Annotated in this window: 16 protein-coding genes; 8 read left to right on the top strand and 8 right to left on the bottom strand. The window is 52.9% G+C overall.

The annotated features are described in order from the left end of the window. Positions 1-94: 94 nt before the first annotated feature. Entirely contained in the window at positions 95-661 is a 567-nt protein-coding gene (gene gmhB / locus FDW98_RS05680) for a D-glycero-beta-D-manno-heptose 1,7-bisphosphate 7-phosphatase (protein WP_096758213.1), read from the bottom strand. Between the two features lie 189 nt (positions 662-850). Here gmhB and metN point away from each other — a divergent pair, with 189 nt between their 5' ends. The 6 genes from metN (at position 851) to proS (ending at position 6,441) form a co-directional block, all read left to right on the top strand. Further along, on the top strand, positions 851-1,882 hold the full coding sequence (gene metN, locus FDW98_RS05685) for a methionine ABC transporter ATP-binding protein MetN (RefSeq protein ID WP_096758214.1): 1,032 nt from the start codon (positions 851-853) through the stop codon (positions 1,880-1,882). After that, complete coding sequence (locus tag FDW98_RS05690) at positions 1,875-2,528, top strand: methionine ABC transporter permease MetI (RefSeq protein WP_003018471.1); 654 nt, start codon at positions 1,875-1,877, stop codon at positions 2,526-2,528. Before metN ends, FDW98_RS05690 begins: the two co-directional genes overlap by 8 nt. A 43-nt stretch (positions 2,529-2,571) precedes the next feature. After that, positions 2,572-3,387 (top strand): methionine ABC transporter substrate-binding lipoprotein MetQ, encoded by an 816-nt coding sequence (gene metQ, locus FDW98_RS05695; RefSeq protein WP_096758215.1) that lies wholly within the window; start codon positions 2,572-2,574, stop codon positions 3,385-3,387. Positions 3,388-3,503: 116 nt separating this feature from the next. Next, positions 3,504-3,908 (top strand): Rcs stress response system protein RcsF, encoded by a 405-nt coding sequence (gene rcsF / locus FDW98_RS05700; RefSeq protein ID WP_096758216.1) that lies wholly within the window; start codon positions 3,504-3,506, stop codon positions 3,906-3,908. Continuing rightward, positions 3,905-4,612: a tRNA (N6-threonylcarbamoyladenosine(37)-N6)-methyltransferase TrmO gene (tsaA, locus tag FDW98_RS05705; RefSeq protein ID WP_096758217.1), complete on the top strand. Its 708-nt coding sequence runs from the start codon at positions 3,905-3,907 to the stop codon at positions 4,610-4,612. Before rcsF ends, tsaA begins: the two co-directional genes overlap by 4 nt. A gap of 110 nt (positions 4,613-4,722) precedes the next feature. Beyond that, positions 4,723-6,441: a proline--tRNA ligase gene (gene proS / locus FDW98_RS05710; protein WP_096758218.1), complete on the top strand. Its 1,719-nt coding sequence runs from the start codon at positions 4,723-4,725 to the stop codon at positions 6,439-6,441. A gap of 42 nt (positions 6,442-6,483) precedes the next feature. Here the strand turns inward: proS and nlpE are convergent, their stop codons facing one another. The 3 genes from nlpE to FDW98_RS05725 are packed head-to-tail and all read right to left on the bottom strand — an operon-like array spanning position 6,484 to position 8,178. Then, positions 6,484-7,182, bottom strand: coding sequence for an envelope stress response activation lipoprotein NlpE (gene nlpE / locus FDW98_RS05715; RefSeq protein WP_096758219.1), 699 nt, complete (start codon positions 7,180-7,182; stop codon positions 6,484-6,486). A 31-nt stretch (positions 7,183-7,213) separates the two neighbouring features. Further along, entirely contained in the window at positions 7,214-7,636 is a 423-nt protein-coding gene (gene arfB / locus FDW98_RS05720) for an alternative ribosome rescue aminoacyl-tRNA hydrolase ArfB (RefSeq protein ID WP_096758220.1), read from the bottom strand. Beyond that, a complete protein-coding gene (locus FDW98_RS05725; protein WP_137398779.1) occupies positions 7,636-8,178 on the bottom strand; it encodes a YaeQ family protein in 543 nt (180 codons plus the stop codon). Before FDW98_RS05725 ends, arfB begins: the two co-directional genes overlap by 1 nt. A gap of 188 nt (positions 8,179-8,366) precedes the next feature. Between FDW98_RS05725 and FDW98_RS05730 the strand changes: the two genes are divergently transcribed. Together FDW98_RS05730 and rof are read left to right on the top strand one after the other, a co-directional pair. Beyond that, positions 8,367-8,567 (top strand): YaeP family protein, encoded by a 201-nt coding sequence (locus FDW98_RS05730; RefSeq protein ID WP_096758222.1) that lies wholly within the window; start codon positions 8,367-8,369, stop codon positions 8,565-8,567. Next, complete coding sequence (gene rof, locus FDW98_RS05735; RefSeq protein ID WP_096758223.1) at positions 8,554-8,814, top strand: Rho-binding antiterminator; 261 nt, start codon at positions 8,554-8,556, stop codon at positions 8,812-8,814. The genes FDW98_RS05730 and rof overlap by 14 nt, the downstream gene beginning before the upstream one ends. An 83-nt stretch (positions 8,815-8,897) precedes the next feature. Here the strand turns inward: rof and tilS are convergent, their stop codons facing one another. The 4 genes from tilS to accA all read right to left on the bottom strand — a co-directional run bounded on the left by tilS (position 8,898) and on the right by accA (position 13,904). Then, positions 8,898-10,190 carry a tRNA lysidine(34) synthetase TilS gene (gene tilS / locus FDW98_RS05745; protein ID WP_096758224.1) on the bottom strand — a complete coding sequence of 431 codons (1,293 nt, stop codon included), beginning with the start codon at positions 10,188-10,190 and terminating at the stop codon, positions 8,898-8,900. 61 nt (positions 10,191-10,251) lie between these two features. After that, positions 10,252-10,641 (bottom strand): VOC family protein, encoded by a 390-nt coding sequence (locus FDW98_RS05750; protein ID WP_096758225.1) that lies wholly within the window; start codon positions 10,639-10,641, stop codon positions 10,252-10,254. A 53-nt stretch (positions 10,642-10,694) separates the two neighbouring features. After that, on the bottom strand, positions 10,695-12,845 hold the full coding sequence (gene ldcC / locus FDW98_RS05755) for a lysine decarboxylase LdcC (RefSeq protein ID WP_096758226.1): 2,151 nt from the start codon (positions 12,843-12,845) through the stop codon (positions 10,695-10,697). 99 nt (positions 12,846-12,944) lie between these two features. Next, positions 12,945-13,904, bottom strand: coding sequence for an acetyl-CoA carboxylase carboxyl transferase subunit alpha (accA, locus tag FDW98_RS05760; RefSeq protein ID WP_096758227.1), 960 nt, complete (start codon positions 13,902-13,904; stop codon positions 12,945-12,947). Positions 13,905-13,909: the final 5 nt, after the last annotated feature.

A 13,909-nucleotide genomic window follows, 5' to 3' on the forward strand; every position in this document is an offset into this window, starting at 1 on the left:
CGTGTCGATGGAGGCGCATTATAGGGAGTCGACTCAGGAAGACAAGCGGAAAAATGCATTTTTGTTTCAACCGCTCACCTTTTATCCATAACGATTACTTTTGCTGCTTTTTTATCGCCAATGGCAGGTCAGCCAGGCTATTTATCACTAAATCAGCCGCATTTTCTGCTTCTGGCGTGACAGGCTTACCCGTGCGCACCAATACTTTGGTCCCAACGTTAGCTGCTGCTGCCGCCTGCATATCTTCTATTTTATCGCCCACCATATAGGAAGCCGCCATATCGATGTGCAGGAACTCTTGCGCAGAGAGAAGCATTCCTGGATGCGGTTTACGACAGTCGCAAACCTGGCGGTACTCTTCTACTGTTCCCTGCGGGTGGTGAGGACAATAGTAGATGCCATCCAGATCAACATCACGATCGGCCAGCGACCAGTCCATCCACTCCGTCAGCGTTTCGAACTGCGCTTCAGTAAATTTACCGCGGGCAATACCCGACTGGTTAGTCACGACGATAAGTGCATAGCCCATCTCTTTAAGTTCACGCATGGCATCAATAACGCCGTCGATGAACTCGAACTCGTCGATCTCATGTACGTAACCGTGGTCCACATTAATGGTGCCGTCACGGTCGAGAAAAATTGCAGGTACAGACTTTGCCACCTTTTATAGCTCCTGAATAAGGCATGTTGCTCTAGTATCGCATGTTTCGGCAGGCAAGAAAGTGCTCATCGTGCAAAGCCAGATTGATTTAGACGTCTGGATGCCTTAACATCCATCTTATTAACGACGTCGACCGTACCAGACAGACGAAAATGCCACGGCTAACTTAATTACGATAATAAATAATCCATGATTAAACTTTCGAATATCACCAAAGTGTTCCAGCAGGGGACGCGCACCATTCAGGCACTGAACAATGTCAGCCTGCATGTTCCTGCCGGACAGATTTATGGCGTTATTGGCGCCTCAGGTGCCGGTAAAAGTACGCTCATCCGCTGCGTTAACTTACTTGAACGCCCAACCGAGGGCAGTGTACAGGTCGGCGGTCAGGAGCTCACTACGCTTTCTGAATCCGAGCTGACCAAAGCTCGCCGTCAAATCGGCATGATTTTCCAGCACTTTAACCTGCTGTCTTCCCGCACGGTATTTGGTAACGTCGCGCTTCCACTGGAGCTGGACAACACCCCAAAAGAAGAGATCAAACGTCGCGTTACCGAGCTGCTGGATTTAGTGGGCCTTGGCGATAAGCACGACAGCTATGCCGCCAACCTTTCAGGCGGCCAGAAACAGCGTGTCGCCATTGCCCGTGCTCTGGCAAGCCAACCGAAGGTATTGCTGTGCGATGAGGCCACCAGCGCACTCGATCCGGCAACGACCCGTTCGATTCTGGAATTACTGAAAGACATTAACCGCCGTCTTGGGTTAACCATCCTGCTGATTACCCATGAGATGGACGTCGTAAAACGTATTTGTGACTGCGTGGCGGTTATCAGTAACGGTGAATTGATCGAGCAAGACACGGTGAGCGAAGTGTTTTCACATCCGAAAACGCCGCTGGCGCAGAAATTCATTCAATCCACGCTGCATCTGGATATTCCAGAAGATTATCAGGAACGTTTAAAAGCAGAACCAGAAGCCGATAGCGTCCCGATGCTGCGTATGGAGTTTACCGGCCACTCTGTCGATGCCCCACTGCTTTCCGAAATTGCTCGCCGCTTTAATGTGAACAACAACATTATCAGTGCGCAGATGGATTACGCCGGTGGCGTCAAGTTCGGCATCATGCTGACTGAAATGCACGGCGCACAAGAAGATACACAAGCGGCCATCAACTGGCTGCAGGAACACCATGTAAAAGTAGAGGTACTGGGTTATGTCTGAGCCAATGATGTGGCTGCTAGTTCGCGGCGTATGGGAAACGCTGGCAATGACCTTTGTGTCCGGTTTTTTTGGCTTTGTGATTGGCCTGCCCGTCGGCGTACTGCTGTACGTCACGCGTCCGGGGCAAATCATCGAGAACGCGAAGCTCTATCGTACGCTGTCAGCGCTGGTCAATATTTTCCGCTCCATCCCATTCATTATACTGCTGGTATGGATGATTCCATTTACCCGCATGATTGTCGGCACCTCGATCGGTTTACAGGCGGCTATCGTCCCGCTGACCGTGGGTGCCGCACCGTTTATTGCCCGAATGGTAGAAAACGCGCTGCTGGAAATCCCGACCGGGCTGATTGAAGCCTCAAGAGCGATGGGCGCTACGCCGTTACAGATCGTGCGTAAAGTGTTACTACCAGAAGCGTTGCCAGGCCTGGTGAATGCGGCAACGATCACGCTGATTACCCTGGTCGGTTACTCAGCAATGGGCGGGGCCGTCGGTGCGGGCGGTCTTGGGCAGATTGGCTATCAATACGGTTACATTGGATACAACGCTACCGTGATGAATACAGTACTGGTATTACTTGTCGTTCTGGTTTATTTAATTCAGTTATCCGGCGATCGCATCGTCCGGGCGGTCACGCACAAGTAACGTTACACAACACAGAAAAACTCATTAAGAAAAGGAAATAAGCATGGCGTTCAAATTCAAAACCTTTGCGGCAGTTGGAGCCCTGATCGGTTCTCTGGCACTTGTGGGTTGCGGTCAGGATGAAAAAGATCCAAACCACATCAAAGTGGGCGTTATTGTTGGCGCAGAGCAGCAGGTTGCCGAAGTCGCTCAGAAAGTGGCGAAAGAAAAATACGGTCTGGACGTTGAACTGGTCACGTTCAACGATTACGTCCTGCCTAACGAAGCGCTGAGCAAAGGCGATATCGATGCCAATGCCTTCCAGCACAAACCATACCTGGATCAGCAGATCAAAGATCGCGGTTACAAACTGGTTGCTGCAGGCAATACGTTCGTCTACCCCATTGCTGGCTATTCCAAAAAAATCAAATCACTGGATGAACTGCAGGACGGTTCTCAGGTAGCGATTCCAAACGACCCGACTAACCTCGGCCGTTCCCTGCTGCTGCTGCAGAAAGTGGGCCTGATCAAACTGAAAGACGGCGTTGGCCTGCTGCCAACCGCGCTGGATGTGGTTGAAAACCCGAAAAACCTGAAGCTGGTCGAGTTGGAAGCACCACAGCTGCCGCGTTCACTGGACGACGCACAGATCGCGCTGGCGGTTATCAATACCACCTACGCCAGCCAGATCGGCCTGACCCCGGCAAAAGACGGTATCTTTGTTGAAGATAAAGACTCCCCGTACGTAAACCTGATCGTAACTCGCGAAGACAATAAAGATGCTGAGAATGTGAAGAAATTCGTTGAGGCGTATCAGTCTGACGAAGTTTACGAAGCGGCAAACAAAGTCTTCAATGGCGGCGCTGTTAAGGGCTGGTAATTTTAGGCTGTTTCCAGAATCTGTAATATCATCAGGACGGGCGCTTGCCCGTCTTGTCATTTATGCAAGCACCTGATTCAATATCTGACGTTTAGATCATTCATTGAGGAAATATTATGCGTGCTTTACCGATCTGTTTAGTAGCACTCATGTTGAGCGGCTGTTCTATGTTAAGCAGATCCCCTGTTGAACCCGTTCAAAGCACTACGACCCCGCCGAAAGTGGAGCCAGAAAAACCAAAAGCACCGCGTGCCACACCGGTAAGAATTATCACCAACGCTGAAGATCTGGTCGGTAAACCATTCCGCGATCTGGGTGAAGTCAGCGGTGAATCCTGCCAGGCATCAAACCAGGATTCTCCTCCAAGCATTCCAACCGCACGCAAACGCATGCAGATTAATGCCTCTAAAATGAAAGCGAATGCGGTATTGCTGCACAGTTGCGAAGTGACCAGCGGAACACCGGGTTGCTATCGTCAGGCGGTTTGCATTGGTTCTGCACTGAATATTTCGACGAAATGAGCCACTTTCAGTTCGAGCAAATAGGCGTTATACGCTCTCCCTATAAAGAAAAATTCGCCGTTCCACGCCAGCCTGGTCTGGTGGAAAGTGCCAGCGGCGAACTGCATTTGCTCGCACCGTATAACCAGGCCGATGCCGTTCGCGGCCTGGAAGCGTTCAGCCATTTGTGGGTGATATTTGTTTTTCACCAGACAATGGAAGGTGGATGGCGGCCAACCGTGCGCCCTCCTCGACTTGGTGGCAACGCCAGAATGGGCGTCTTTGCCACACGTTCGACCTTTCGCCCTAACCCTGTCGGCATGTCGCTGGTCGAACTAAAAGGCATTGTCTGCCAGAAAGATAACGTTGTCCTACAACTGGGCAGTCTGGATCTGGTCGACGGAACGCCGGTGGTCGATATCAAGCCCTACCTGCCGTTTGCTGAAGCACTACCCGATGCCACCGCCAGCTATGCACAGCATGCGCCAGTCGCGGAAATGGCGGTCGGTTTTACCCCTGAGGTTGAGCAACAACTTCTGATGCTGGAAAAACGTTATCCGCTGCTAAAAACATTTATTGGTGAAGTGCTGGCACAGGACCCGCGTCCTGCGTATCGTAAGGGTGAAGAGACAGGCAAAACGTACGCCGTCTGGCTACACGATTTCAACGTGCGCTGGCGCGTGACGGCAGAGGGTTTCGAAGTCTTTGCGCTCGAACCCCGGTAATTTCGCGCCCTTCTCTTTTGACATCCCTTTCTCGCTGGTAAACTAAACCACTTTTTTTGTGTCAGGCTCGCGTTGAGCCTGTTCGATCGTTCAACTGGAACCGTAACAACATGCGTACTAGCCAATATCTGCTCTCCACTCTGAAGGAGACACCTGCCGACGCCGAGGTTATCAGCCACCAGCTGATGCTGCGCGCCGGGATGATTCGCAAGCTGGCCTCCGGGTTATACACCTGGCTGCCGACCGGCGTGCGCGTCCTGAAAAAAGTCGAAAACATCGTGCGTGAAGAGATGAACAACGCCGGTGCTATCGAGGTGTTAATGCCGGTAGTTCAGCCTTCTGAACTGTGGGAAGAGAGCGGCCGTTGGGAACAGTACGGCCCGGAACTGCTGCGTATTGCTGACCGCGGCGATCGTCCATTCGTACTCGGCCCAACGCATGAAGAAGTGATCACCGACCTGATCCGTAACGAGCTCAGCTCCTACAAACAGCTGCCGCTGAACTTCTACCAGATCCAGACTAAATTCCGTGACGAAGTGCGTCCGCGTTTCGGCGTCATGCGCTCCCGTGAATTCCTGATGAAAGATGCGTACTCTTTCCATACGACTCAGGAATCTTTGCAAGAAACCTACGACGCAATGTATGCCGCGTACAGCAAGATCTTCAGCCGTATGGGTCTGGATTTCCGTGCGGTACAGGCTGACACCGGTTCTATCGGCGGTAGCGCTTCTCACGAATTCCAGGTTCTGGCGCAGAGCGGCGAAGATGACGTGGTGTTCTCTGACAGCTCCGACTTTGCTGCCAACATCGAATTTGCAGAAGCCGTAGCGCCAAAAGAACCGCGCGGTGCCGCCACGCAGGAAATGACGCTGGTCGATACGCCAAACGCGAAAACCATCGCTGAGCTGGTTGAGCAGTTCAATCTACCGATCGAAAAAACCGTTAAAACGCTGCTGGTGAAAGCGGTCGAAGGCAGCAGCTACCCGCTGGTTGCGCTGCTGGTTCGTGGCGATCACGAACTGAACGAAATCAAAGCAGAAAAACTGCCGCAGGTTGCCAGCCCACTGACCTTCGCCACCGAAGAAGAAATTCGTGCCGTAGTCAAAGCAGGTCCTGGCTCGCTCGGTCCAGTGAACATGCCAATCCCGGTAGTTATCGATCGTACCGTTGCGGTCATGAGCGACTTCGCAGCAGGTGCTAACATCGACGGTAAACACTATTTCGGTATTAACTGGGATCGTGATGTCGCCACGCCAGAAGTGGCTGACATCCGTAACGTCGTTGCCGGCGACCCAAGCCCGGACGGCAAAGGCCAGCTTCTGATTAAACGCGGTATCGAAGTCGGTCACATCTTCCAGTTGGGTACCAAGTACTCTGAAGCAATGAAAGCTTCCGTTCAGGGCGAGGATGGTCGTAACCAGATTCTGACCATGGGCTGCTACGGTATCGGGGTGACTCGCGTTGTTGCTGCCGCTATTGAACAGAACTTTGACGATCGCGGCATTGTCTGGCCAGATGCTATCGCGCCGTTCCAGGTGGCGATTCTGCCGATGAACATGCACAAATCCTACCGCGTGCAGGAACTGGCTGAGAAGCTTTACGCTGAGCTGCGTGCGCAGGGTATCGAAGTGCTGATGGACGATCGTAAAGAGCGTCCAGGCGTGATGTTTGCCGATATGGAACTGATCGGTATTCCGCACACCATCGTGCTGGGCGACCGTAACCTCGATAACGATGATATCGAATACAAATACCGTCGTCACGGCGAGAAACAGCTGATTAAAACCGGCGACATCGTCGACTATCTGATTAAAGCCATTAAAGGCTAATACAGCAAAAGGCCCTGATCATCAGGGCCTTTTTTTCAGAGATTAATTACACCCTTTACCGGGTATAAACTTCGCGTCTTTATCCGCCATCAGCGTTTTCACCTTCTCGCCCGTATCCGGGTTCGCCTCCTGCGTGAAATGCCCTTCAAGGGTCAACAAGACCGATTGGCCAGTTTCCGTGCGAGCAGCTAAATAGCCGCGTTCAAGCTGGGCATTATTTGCTACCGGCATACGCTTGCCCGTCGCACAGTCGGTAAAGACAGCCGCATCCGCCATGTAGAAATACATCCCACGCATCGGCATTGGTGTGACGGGCAAACTGGCTGACACCGGCTCAAGGGTATAGTTGAACTGCGATTCGATCGAATTACCTTCACGATCGAGCATTTCCAGCGCCTCGCCTTTTGCCCGGTAGTAAGACTTCTCACCTTTGCTGTCGGTCAACACCAGCTTATCCGCCGTGCGTGCCCAGGTGCCATAGGAGGCAAAGGAAGACGGTTCATCCCGTACGCCCTGATACCGTTCGTTCATCACCCAGGTCCCGTCTTTTTCCAGGAACAGCGAGGTTTCAATCCCTTCGCAGTCGGCGCAGGGCAAGATGCCACGCCAACTTTGCTGCATCGGTTTTAATTCTGCCGCCCGCGTCGACTGCAATGCTTCGACGTCAGTACGATTATTACAGCCGATCAAGGAAAAGAGCGTGCAGACAGCGACCACTGACAATATTGCTGTTTTCACTATAAAATCCTTATGATTTTTTTATTCCTGTTCGTCAGTCCTGCGAACGACGAACTTTCCCGCGCAGCGCCTTCACGGTGGATTTTTGCGCCTTCGATGACAACCGGCGCTCTTTCGAGGCGCGCGTAGGACGCGTTGCCTGGCGGCTTTTTTGCACTGCGGTTAATTCTTTAATCAACGCCACCAGCCTGGCCAGAGCCGCTTCCCGGTTGAGTTCCTGACTGCGATATTCCTGCGCCTTAATGATGATGACGCCATCGGCAGTGATCAGATGATGACTGGCCGCCAGCAAGCGTTCCTTGTAATACTCTGGCAGGCCAGAGGCCCGAATGTCAAAGCGCAAATGGATGGCCGTCGAGGTCTTATTAACATGCTGCCCACCCGCACCCTGTGCCCGAATAGCCGTGATTTCCAGCTCATTATCAGGGATAGAGACGTTTCGGGAGAGAACGATCATCAACGCTGCTGCCACGCGGTCAGATGAATTTCCAGATTGTTCTGAGAGTCTGACAACCAGATGGCCCCATCCTGGATGGTCGCCTGCAGCGTCATAGTACGCCCGGCAAAGTCGCTCAGCTGCGCCAGTTGTTCGTCATCCAGATACCAGACAGTCAAATTTTTAAACTGTGCGCACTTGTTCTGGTTTTGCTGCCACCAGATTTGCGCCACCCGACTGTTATAGGTAAACAGGGCCACCTCCGCAGACTGGGTACAGGCTTTTTTAATACGACGCTCATCCGGCAGGCCAAGCTCAATCCATAAATCAATGCCCAGATGATCGTTACGCAGCCATGCTTCTGGCTCATCTTCTGCGCTCAAGCCCCGCGTAAACTGTAACCGCTCATTGGCATATTTAATCCATGCCAACAGGCGCAGCATCATGCGTTCCTGGGTTTCAGAAGGGTGACGCGCCAGCGTCAATGCCGCGTCAAGAAACTGGTTGCGGTCAAGATCCGCCACGTTGACAACGGCTTTATAAATTGTCGCTTTAAGCGCCATGAGAGAACTCCTTTCGAATCAGGCGCACATTGTAGCGAAAACTACGCCAAAAGGCTGCTAACAGCTCTTCTATCAAGGCGCTGATATTGCTTGAATGACTATGGTATAGTCACCTTGCTAAACAGAGTTTATCTTCGTAGGCTTAGACTTGCATCCACGGTTAAGTCAGAGTACTGACAGGAGGGCATGTGGAAAAATATTGTGAGTTAATACGCAAGCGGTACGCGGAAATCGCCAGCGGAGACTTAGGGTATGTCCCGGATGCGCTGGGTTGCGTATTGAAAGTGCTGAATGAAGTGGCGGAAGACAGCGCCCTTTCAGAGTCGGTCAGAGAAAAAGCGGCCTATGCTGCCGCGAACTTACTGGTGAGCGATTATGTCAATGAATGAAACGTATCAACCCATTAACTGTGATGATTACGACAATCTTGAGCTCGCCTGCCAGCACCATTTATTACTGACGCTGGCGCTGAAAGATGGCGAAGTGCTGCAGGCGAAAGCCAATGACCTGGTTTCACGCAAAAATGTGGAATATCTGGTTGCAGACGTCTCTGGAGAATCACGTGAGCTTCGTCTCGACAAGATTGCCAGCTTCAGCCACCCGGAAATCGGTACCGTGGTGGTTAGCGAATCCTGATTATTTTGTTGCCGGATGGCGGTGCAAGCACCTTATCCGGCCTACTTTCCAGGCGATACGTAGGCCTGATAAGCGCAGCGCCATCAGGCATGCCATACCAGATTCACGCCTTCTTCCCCTTCCGCCAGTCCTTCCCGCGTAACAAAGACACCGGCTGCCGCAATCAGCGTTTCGCCGTAAAACAGTAACGGCGTGGTATCGCGTCGCCAGGGCGGAATTCCCTGCTCCTGCCATATTTTTTTGAGCTTACGCCCACCGTTACGCCCGACAATGTGTAATAACCCGGGCGCTTTAAAGCGAATACTGACCGGTTCACCCACGTGCGGCATACGTAATTTTCCCGTTGGGAGTAACTGTACTTCTCCCAGCCCGGCAGGCAGCGTCAGCGGTGTTTGCCAGCATGACCACGGGATGACAGTTTCACTTTGCCCGGTAACGGATTTCACCCACCACAGCTGTGACTGATAGCGGCGAATTTCATATTCGCCTACGCACAAGCACGGCGCAGCATCTTCCCGCACCAGCACCACTTCCTGCCAGATTCGCGCCAGCGCATCCCGGGATGGCATCGGTGCATTCAGTCCTGCCAGCCAGCGACGAAGCAGCGCTGCACGTCGTACATCACTCATCGTCATTAATGGCTCAACTAAAAGGGTGTCCTGCTCGGTGACACACTCCGCTAAATCATTGGCAAGTAACTCATCCAACAAACGTTCCTGCTCGGCACACAGCACCGCACTGCGGGCCGCCGCTTCAGCAAAGTGCGGCCAGCGCTGTTGCAGTCGCGGGATTATACGTAGCCGCAGAAAATTGCGATCGTAGGCATCATCCTGATTACTTTCATCTTCAATCCAGCGTAGTCCATGCTCCAACGCCCAGCGTTCAAGCGCGTCACGCGTTTGCGCCAATAGCGGGCGAATAAGCTGGGTCCCAGCAAACGGTGAACTTTCCCCCATTGCAGAAAGCCCGGCCGGGCCGCTGCCGCGTTTGAGCGCCAGCAAAAAGGTTTCACACTGGTCATCAAGATGCTGGGCGGTCATCAGCACTTCACCCGGCAGCAGCGTCCGGGCAAAAGCCTGATAGCGCGCCCGCCGGGCCTGCGCCTCTATCCCCAGCCCGTCATCCTGAAGATGCACCCGTTCAACCACCAGCGGCACCTGCCATTGTGCACAAACCGATTCGCAGTGCGTCACCCATTCGTCTGCGTGCGGACTCAATCCATGGTGGATGTGGATAGCGCGTAGCACGACGTCGGGGTGTTGTTTTCGCCACAGCACCAGTTGGTGCAACAGCACGGTCGAGTCGAGGCCACCGCTAAAGGCCGCCAGGATATGGGGAGATGTCAGAAGTGAAGTGTTTAGTGTGAGTGTCGTCATGATGAGTACTTACCAGGGTATTGCCCGGCACGTTACCGGGCTACCGTTACAATGACAAGCCTTACTGCTCGTATAATTCAAGCGGTAATCCATCCGGATCGTTGAAAAAAGTAAAGCGTTTGCCGGTAAAGGGGTCGACACGTACTGCCTCACATTTCACATTATGATTTTCCAGATGGGCTATCGCCTTTTCCACATCATCCACGCTGAACGCCAGATGGCGTAACCCGCAGGCTTCCGGTCGGCTGGGACGGCAAGGTGGAAATGGAAAAGAAAAAAGCTCAATCACGTACTGCCCGTTCAGCGCCAGATCGCCTTTCCAGGAGTCGCGCTCTTCCCGGTAGACCTCGCTCATCAGCGTAAAGCCCAGCACGTCGCAGTAAAATGCCTTACTCACCGCGTAGTCCGTCGCAATAATGGCAATATGGTGAACCTGTTTTAATCCCAGCATAGCGTCTTAGCCTCTTTAGTTTTCTTTTCGCACGTTACTCGTCCGCGGCCGGTTCAGGCAAGCTGCGATGCCATTTTTAGGACTCTCACACGGTACACGCCGTCCTCACCCAGTTTAGCGCCATGAATATCCGTGTCGAATCCGGGATAATGATGGCCGACAGAACACAGCATCAACAGGAAATCGAGCACCGCCCGGCTGTCTTCGGTGATCATTTCCCCCGGCATCAGCAACGGTACGCCGGGAGGATAAGGCAGGATCATATTTGCAGAAATGCGCCCCACCAGTTGGTCAAGCGTCACCGTCTCCACCTCGCCTTTGATCTGCCGCTGCCAGGCCTGATGTGGCGTCATTTTCATTTCCGGTAGGGTGTCAAATGCCCGTAGCATTAGCCCGGAGAGATCGTGTTGGCGGATCAGATTGTGGATCCCCTGTGCCAGATCCTGAATACGCATATTGCGATAGAAATCCGGATCTTCAGCATACAAATCTGGCAGCATATTCTTCACACGCAAATTCAGATCGTACGAACGTTTGAACTCTGTCAGCCCGCGCAGCAACCCCATCGCCCGGGTTTTATCAATACCAATGCTGAACAAAAATAACAGATTATACGGACCCGTTTTCTCCACCACGACACCGCGTTCGTCGAGGAACTTCGCCACCAGCGCCGCCGGGATCCCTTCGTCACTCATGTTTCCCTGTTCATCCATCCCCGGTGTCAGAATAGTCACTTTCACCGGGTCGAGGAACATGTGGTCGGCGTCGGCATCGGTAAACCCATGCCAGTCTTCACCCGGCGCAACGGGCCAGCACTCCGCTTCATCCACCTTTTCCGGCTGCCAGATATCAAAGAACCAGCCGTCCGATTCTTCCCGCAGTCGCTGTACTTCTTTGCGAAAATGCAGCGCACGCTCAACGGAGCGATTGATTAAGCGCTTGCCTGAGTTGCCGCGCAGCATTGCCGCCGCCGTTTCTATTGACGCGACAATCGGGTAGCTCGGCGACGTCGAGGTATGCATCATAAAGGCTTCATTAAAGGTCTCTTCATCGTAGTCACCTTTAATGTGGATCAGAGAGGCCTGCGACAGCGCCGCCAGCATCTTGTGGGTCGACTGGGTTTCAAAGATAACCTTACCAGGTACTCGTTCGCCGCTCATGCCGCTTTTCCCCTGATAGATCGGGTGAAAATGAGTGTATGGCACCCAGGCCGAGTCAAAGTGAATAGACGGCACGTCCAACGTCTGTTTGATCCAGTTGGTGTTATACAGCAGACCGTCGTAGGTAGAGTTGGTGATCACCGCATGTACTGGCCACTGGGCCTGGGCGGTCCCTCCGACTTTGCGCTCAATACTCTCACGGGTAAATTCACGTTTAGGTATGCCGCCAAGAATACCCAGCGCATTACGCGTGGGCTTCAGCCAGATGGGTACCACGTCGCTCATCATCAGCAAATGCGCCAGTGATTTATGACAGTTACGATCGATCAGTAACGTACTTCCGGTCGGGGCTGCATACATACCGACAATTTTATTCGACGTCGAGGTGCCATTCGTCACCATATAGCTCTGCTCTGCCCCAAAGGTGCGGGCGATATATTCTTCGGCCTCCAGGTGCGGGCCAGTATGGTCCAGCAGCGACCCCAGTTCGGTCACGGAAATGGAGACGTCGGCCTTGAGCGTATTGCCGCCAAAAAAGTCATAGAACAGGCAGCCCACTGGACTCTTTTGGTATGCCGTCCCCGCCATGTGCCCCGGCGTACAGAAGGTATACTTCCCTTCTTTCACGTAGGTGAACAACGCCTTGGTAAACGGCGGAGTGATGTTATCGAGGTATTCATTGGTGTACTGGCGAATTCGGGTGGCAATATCGTCAGACTGGCCTAGAGCATACTCGAAAAACCACAGCGCCATGCGCAGGTCGTGTGCGCTGACATCCATCGTCGAATGGGTATTGATAAAGGCGTAAAGCGGCAGGTATTCGTTAAGCTGGTTGATATCGCTACACAGCTCCAGGCTGTACTCATCCCAGTCAAAAATGACGCCGCAAATTCGCGGGTTATGCTCAATAAATTTCAGCAGGTCGACGCTATTCTGCGGCCAGATAATCTGAAATCCCTGCTGCAGTAGTGCACGTTCAAGTTCCTTGATGGGCTCATCTTTATAAAAGACGCCATGCGGTCCCATGATGGCAATGATATTCATGCGTTCCTCCTGGAAAAACCTTAGTTAATCATAGCCTGGTCAAACCGCAGGTAAAAAAAAGGGCCACAGCGTTGTGGCCCTTTTCAGAATATATGCAGTTTACGCGTAACCGTAGCTCATCAGTCGCTGGTAACGGCGATTTTTCAGCTCTTCCGTACTTAACACATCGAGATCGGCCAGATCGGCCAGCAGCTGTGCTTTCAGCGACGCAGCCATGACTTCTGGATTACGATGCGCCCCGCCCAGCGGTTCCGGTACGATAGAATCGATCAGCTTCAGCTCTTTCAGACGCGGGGCAATAATGCCCATCGCTTCTGCCGCCAACGGCGCTTTGTCTGCGCTTTTCCACAGAATGGATGCACAGCCTTCCGGGGAGATAACAGAATAGGTGCTGTATTGCAGCATATTCACTTTATCGCCCACGCCGATCGCCAGCGCGCCACCGGAGCCACCTTCGCCGATAACGGTGCAGATAACCGGTACGCTCAGACGTGACATTTCACGCAGGTTACGCGCAATCGCTTCAGACTGACCGCGTTCTTCCGCGCCCACGCCCGGATAAGCCCCAGGGGTGTCAATGAAGGTAATGATCGGCATCTTGAAACGCTCGGCCATTTCCATCAGGCGCAGCGCTTTGCGATAGCCTTCCGGTGCTGGCATGCCGAAGTTACGACGAATTTTTTCTTTGGTCTCGCGGCCTTTCTGATGACCAATGATCATCACTGGACGACCATCAAGACGCGCGATGCCGCCGACGATAGCTTTATCATCCGCATAGGCACGATCGCCCGCCAGCTCATCAAATTCATCAAACGCCAGGCGGACGTAATCCAGGGTGTACGGACGCTGTGGATGGCGAGCCAGCTGGGCTACCTGCCATGCGCCAAGATCGGCAAAGATTTTGCGCGTCAGTTCTACGCTTTTTTCACGCAGGCGATGCACTTCTTCATCGATGTTAATATCCAGTTTCTCATCCTGACGGCTCACCGCAGTCAGAGAATCGATTTTTGCTTCCAGCTCTGCAATCGGCTGTTCAAAATCAAGGAAATTCAGACTCATAGTAT

The organism is Citrobacter sp. wls711 (assembly GCF_005281055.1).
Taxonomy (GTDB): Bacteria; Pseudomonadota; Gammaproteobacteria; order Enterobacterales; family Enterobacteriaceae; genus Citrobacter; species Citrobacter gillenii.

What these genes read in the sequence shown, in the direction of transcription:
- metN (WP_096758214.1), top strand. Translation starts at nt 851, where the DNA reads ATGATTAAACTTTCGAATATCACCAAAGTGTTCCAGCAGGGGACGCGC.
- FDW98_RS05690 (WP_003018471.1), top strand. Translation starts at nt 1,875, where the DNA reads ATGTCTGAGCCAATGATGTGGCTGCTAGTTCGCGGCGTATGGGAAACG.
- metQ (WP_096758215.1), top strand. Translation starts at nt 2,572, where the DNA reads ATGGCGTTCAAATTCAAAACCTTTGCGGCAGTTGGAGCCCTGATCGGT.
- rcsF (WP_096758216.1), top strand. Translation starts at nt 3,504, where the DNA reads ATGCGTGCTTTACCGATCTGTTTAGTAGCACTCATGTTGAGCGGCTGT.
- tsaA (WP_096758217.1), top strand. Translation starts at nt 3,905, where the DNA reads ATGAGCCACTTTCAGTTCGAGCAAATAGGCGTTATACGCTCTCCCTAT.
- proS (WP_096758218.1), top strand. Translation starts at nt 4,723, where the DNA reads ATGCGTACTAGCCAATATCTGCTCTCCACTCTGAAGGAGACACCTGCC.
- arfB (WP_096758220.1), bottom strand. Translation starts at nt 7,636, where the DNA reads ATGATCGTTCTCTCCCGAAACGTCTCTATCCCTGATAATGAGCTGGAA.
- FDW98_RS05725 (WP_137398779.1), bottom strand. Translation starts at nt 8,178, where the DNA reads ATGGCGCTTAAAGCGACAATTTATAAAGCCGTTGTCAACGTGGCGGAT.
- rof (WP_096758223.1), top strand. Translation starts at nt 8,554, where the DNA reads ATGTCAATGAATGAAACGTATCAACCCATTAACTGTGATGATTACGAC.
- tilS (WP_096758224.1), bottom strand. Translation starts at nt 10,190, where the DNA reads ATGACGACACTCACACTAAACACTTCACTTCTGACATCTCCCCATATC.
- FDW98_RS05750 (WP_096758225.1), bottom strand. Translation starts at nt 10,641, where the DNA reads ATGCTGGGATTAAAACAGGTTCACCATATTGCCATTATTGCGACGGAC.
- ldcC (WP_096758226.1), bottom strand. Translation starts at nt 12,845, where the DNA reads ATGAATATCATTGCCATCATGGGACCGCATGGCGTCTTTTATAAAGAT.
- accA (WP_096758227.1), bottom strand. Translation starts at nt 13,904, where the DNA reads ATGAGTCTGAATTTCCTTGATTTTGAACAGCCGATTGCAGAGCTGGAA.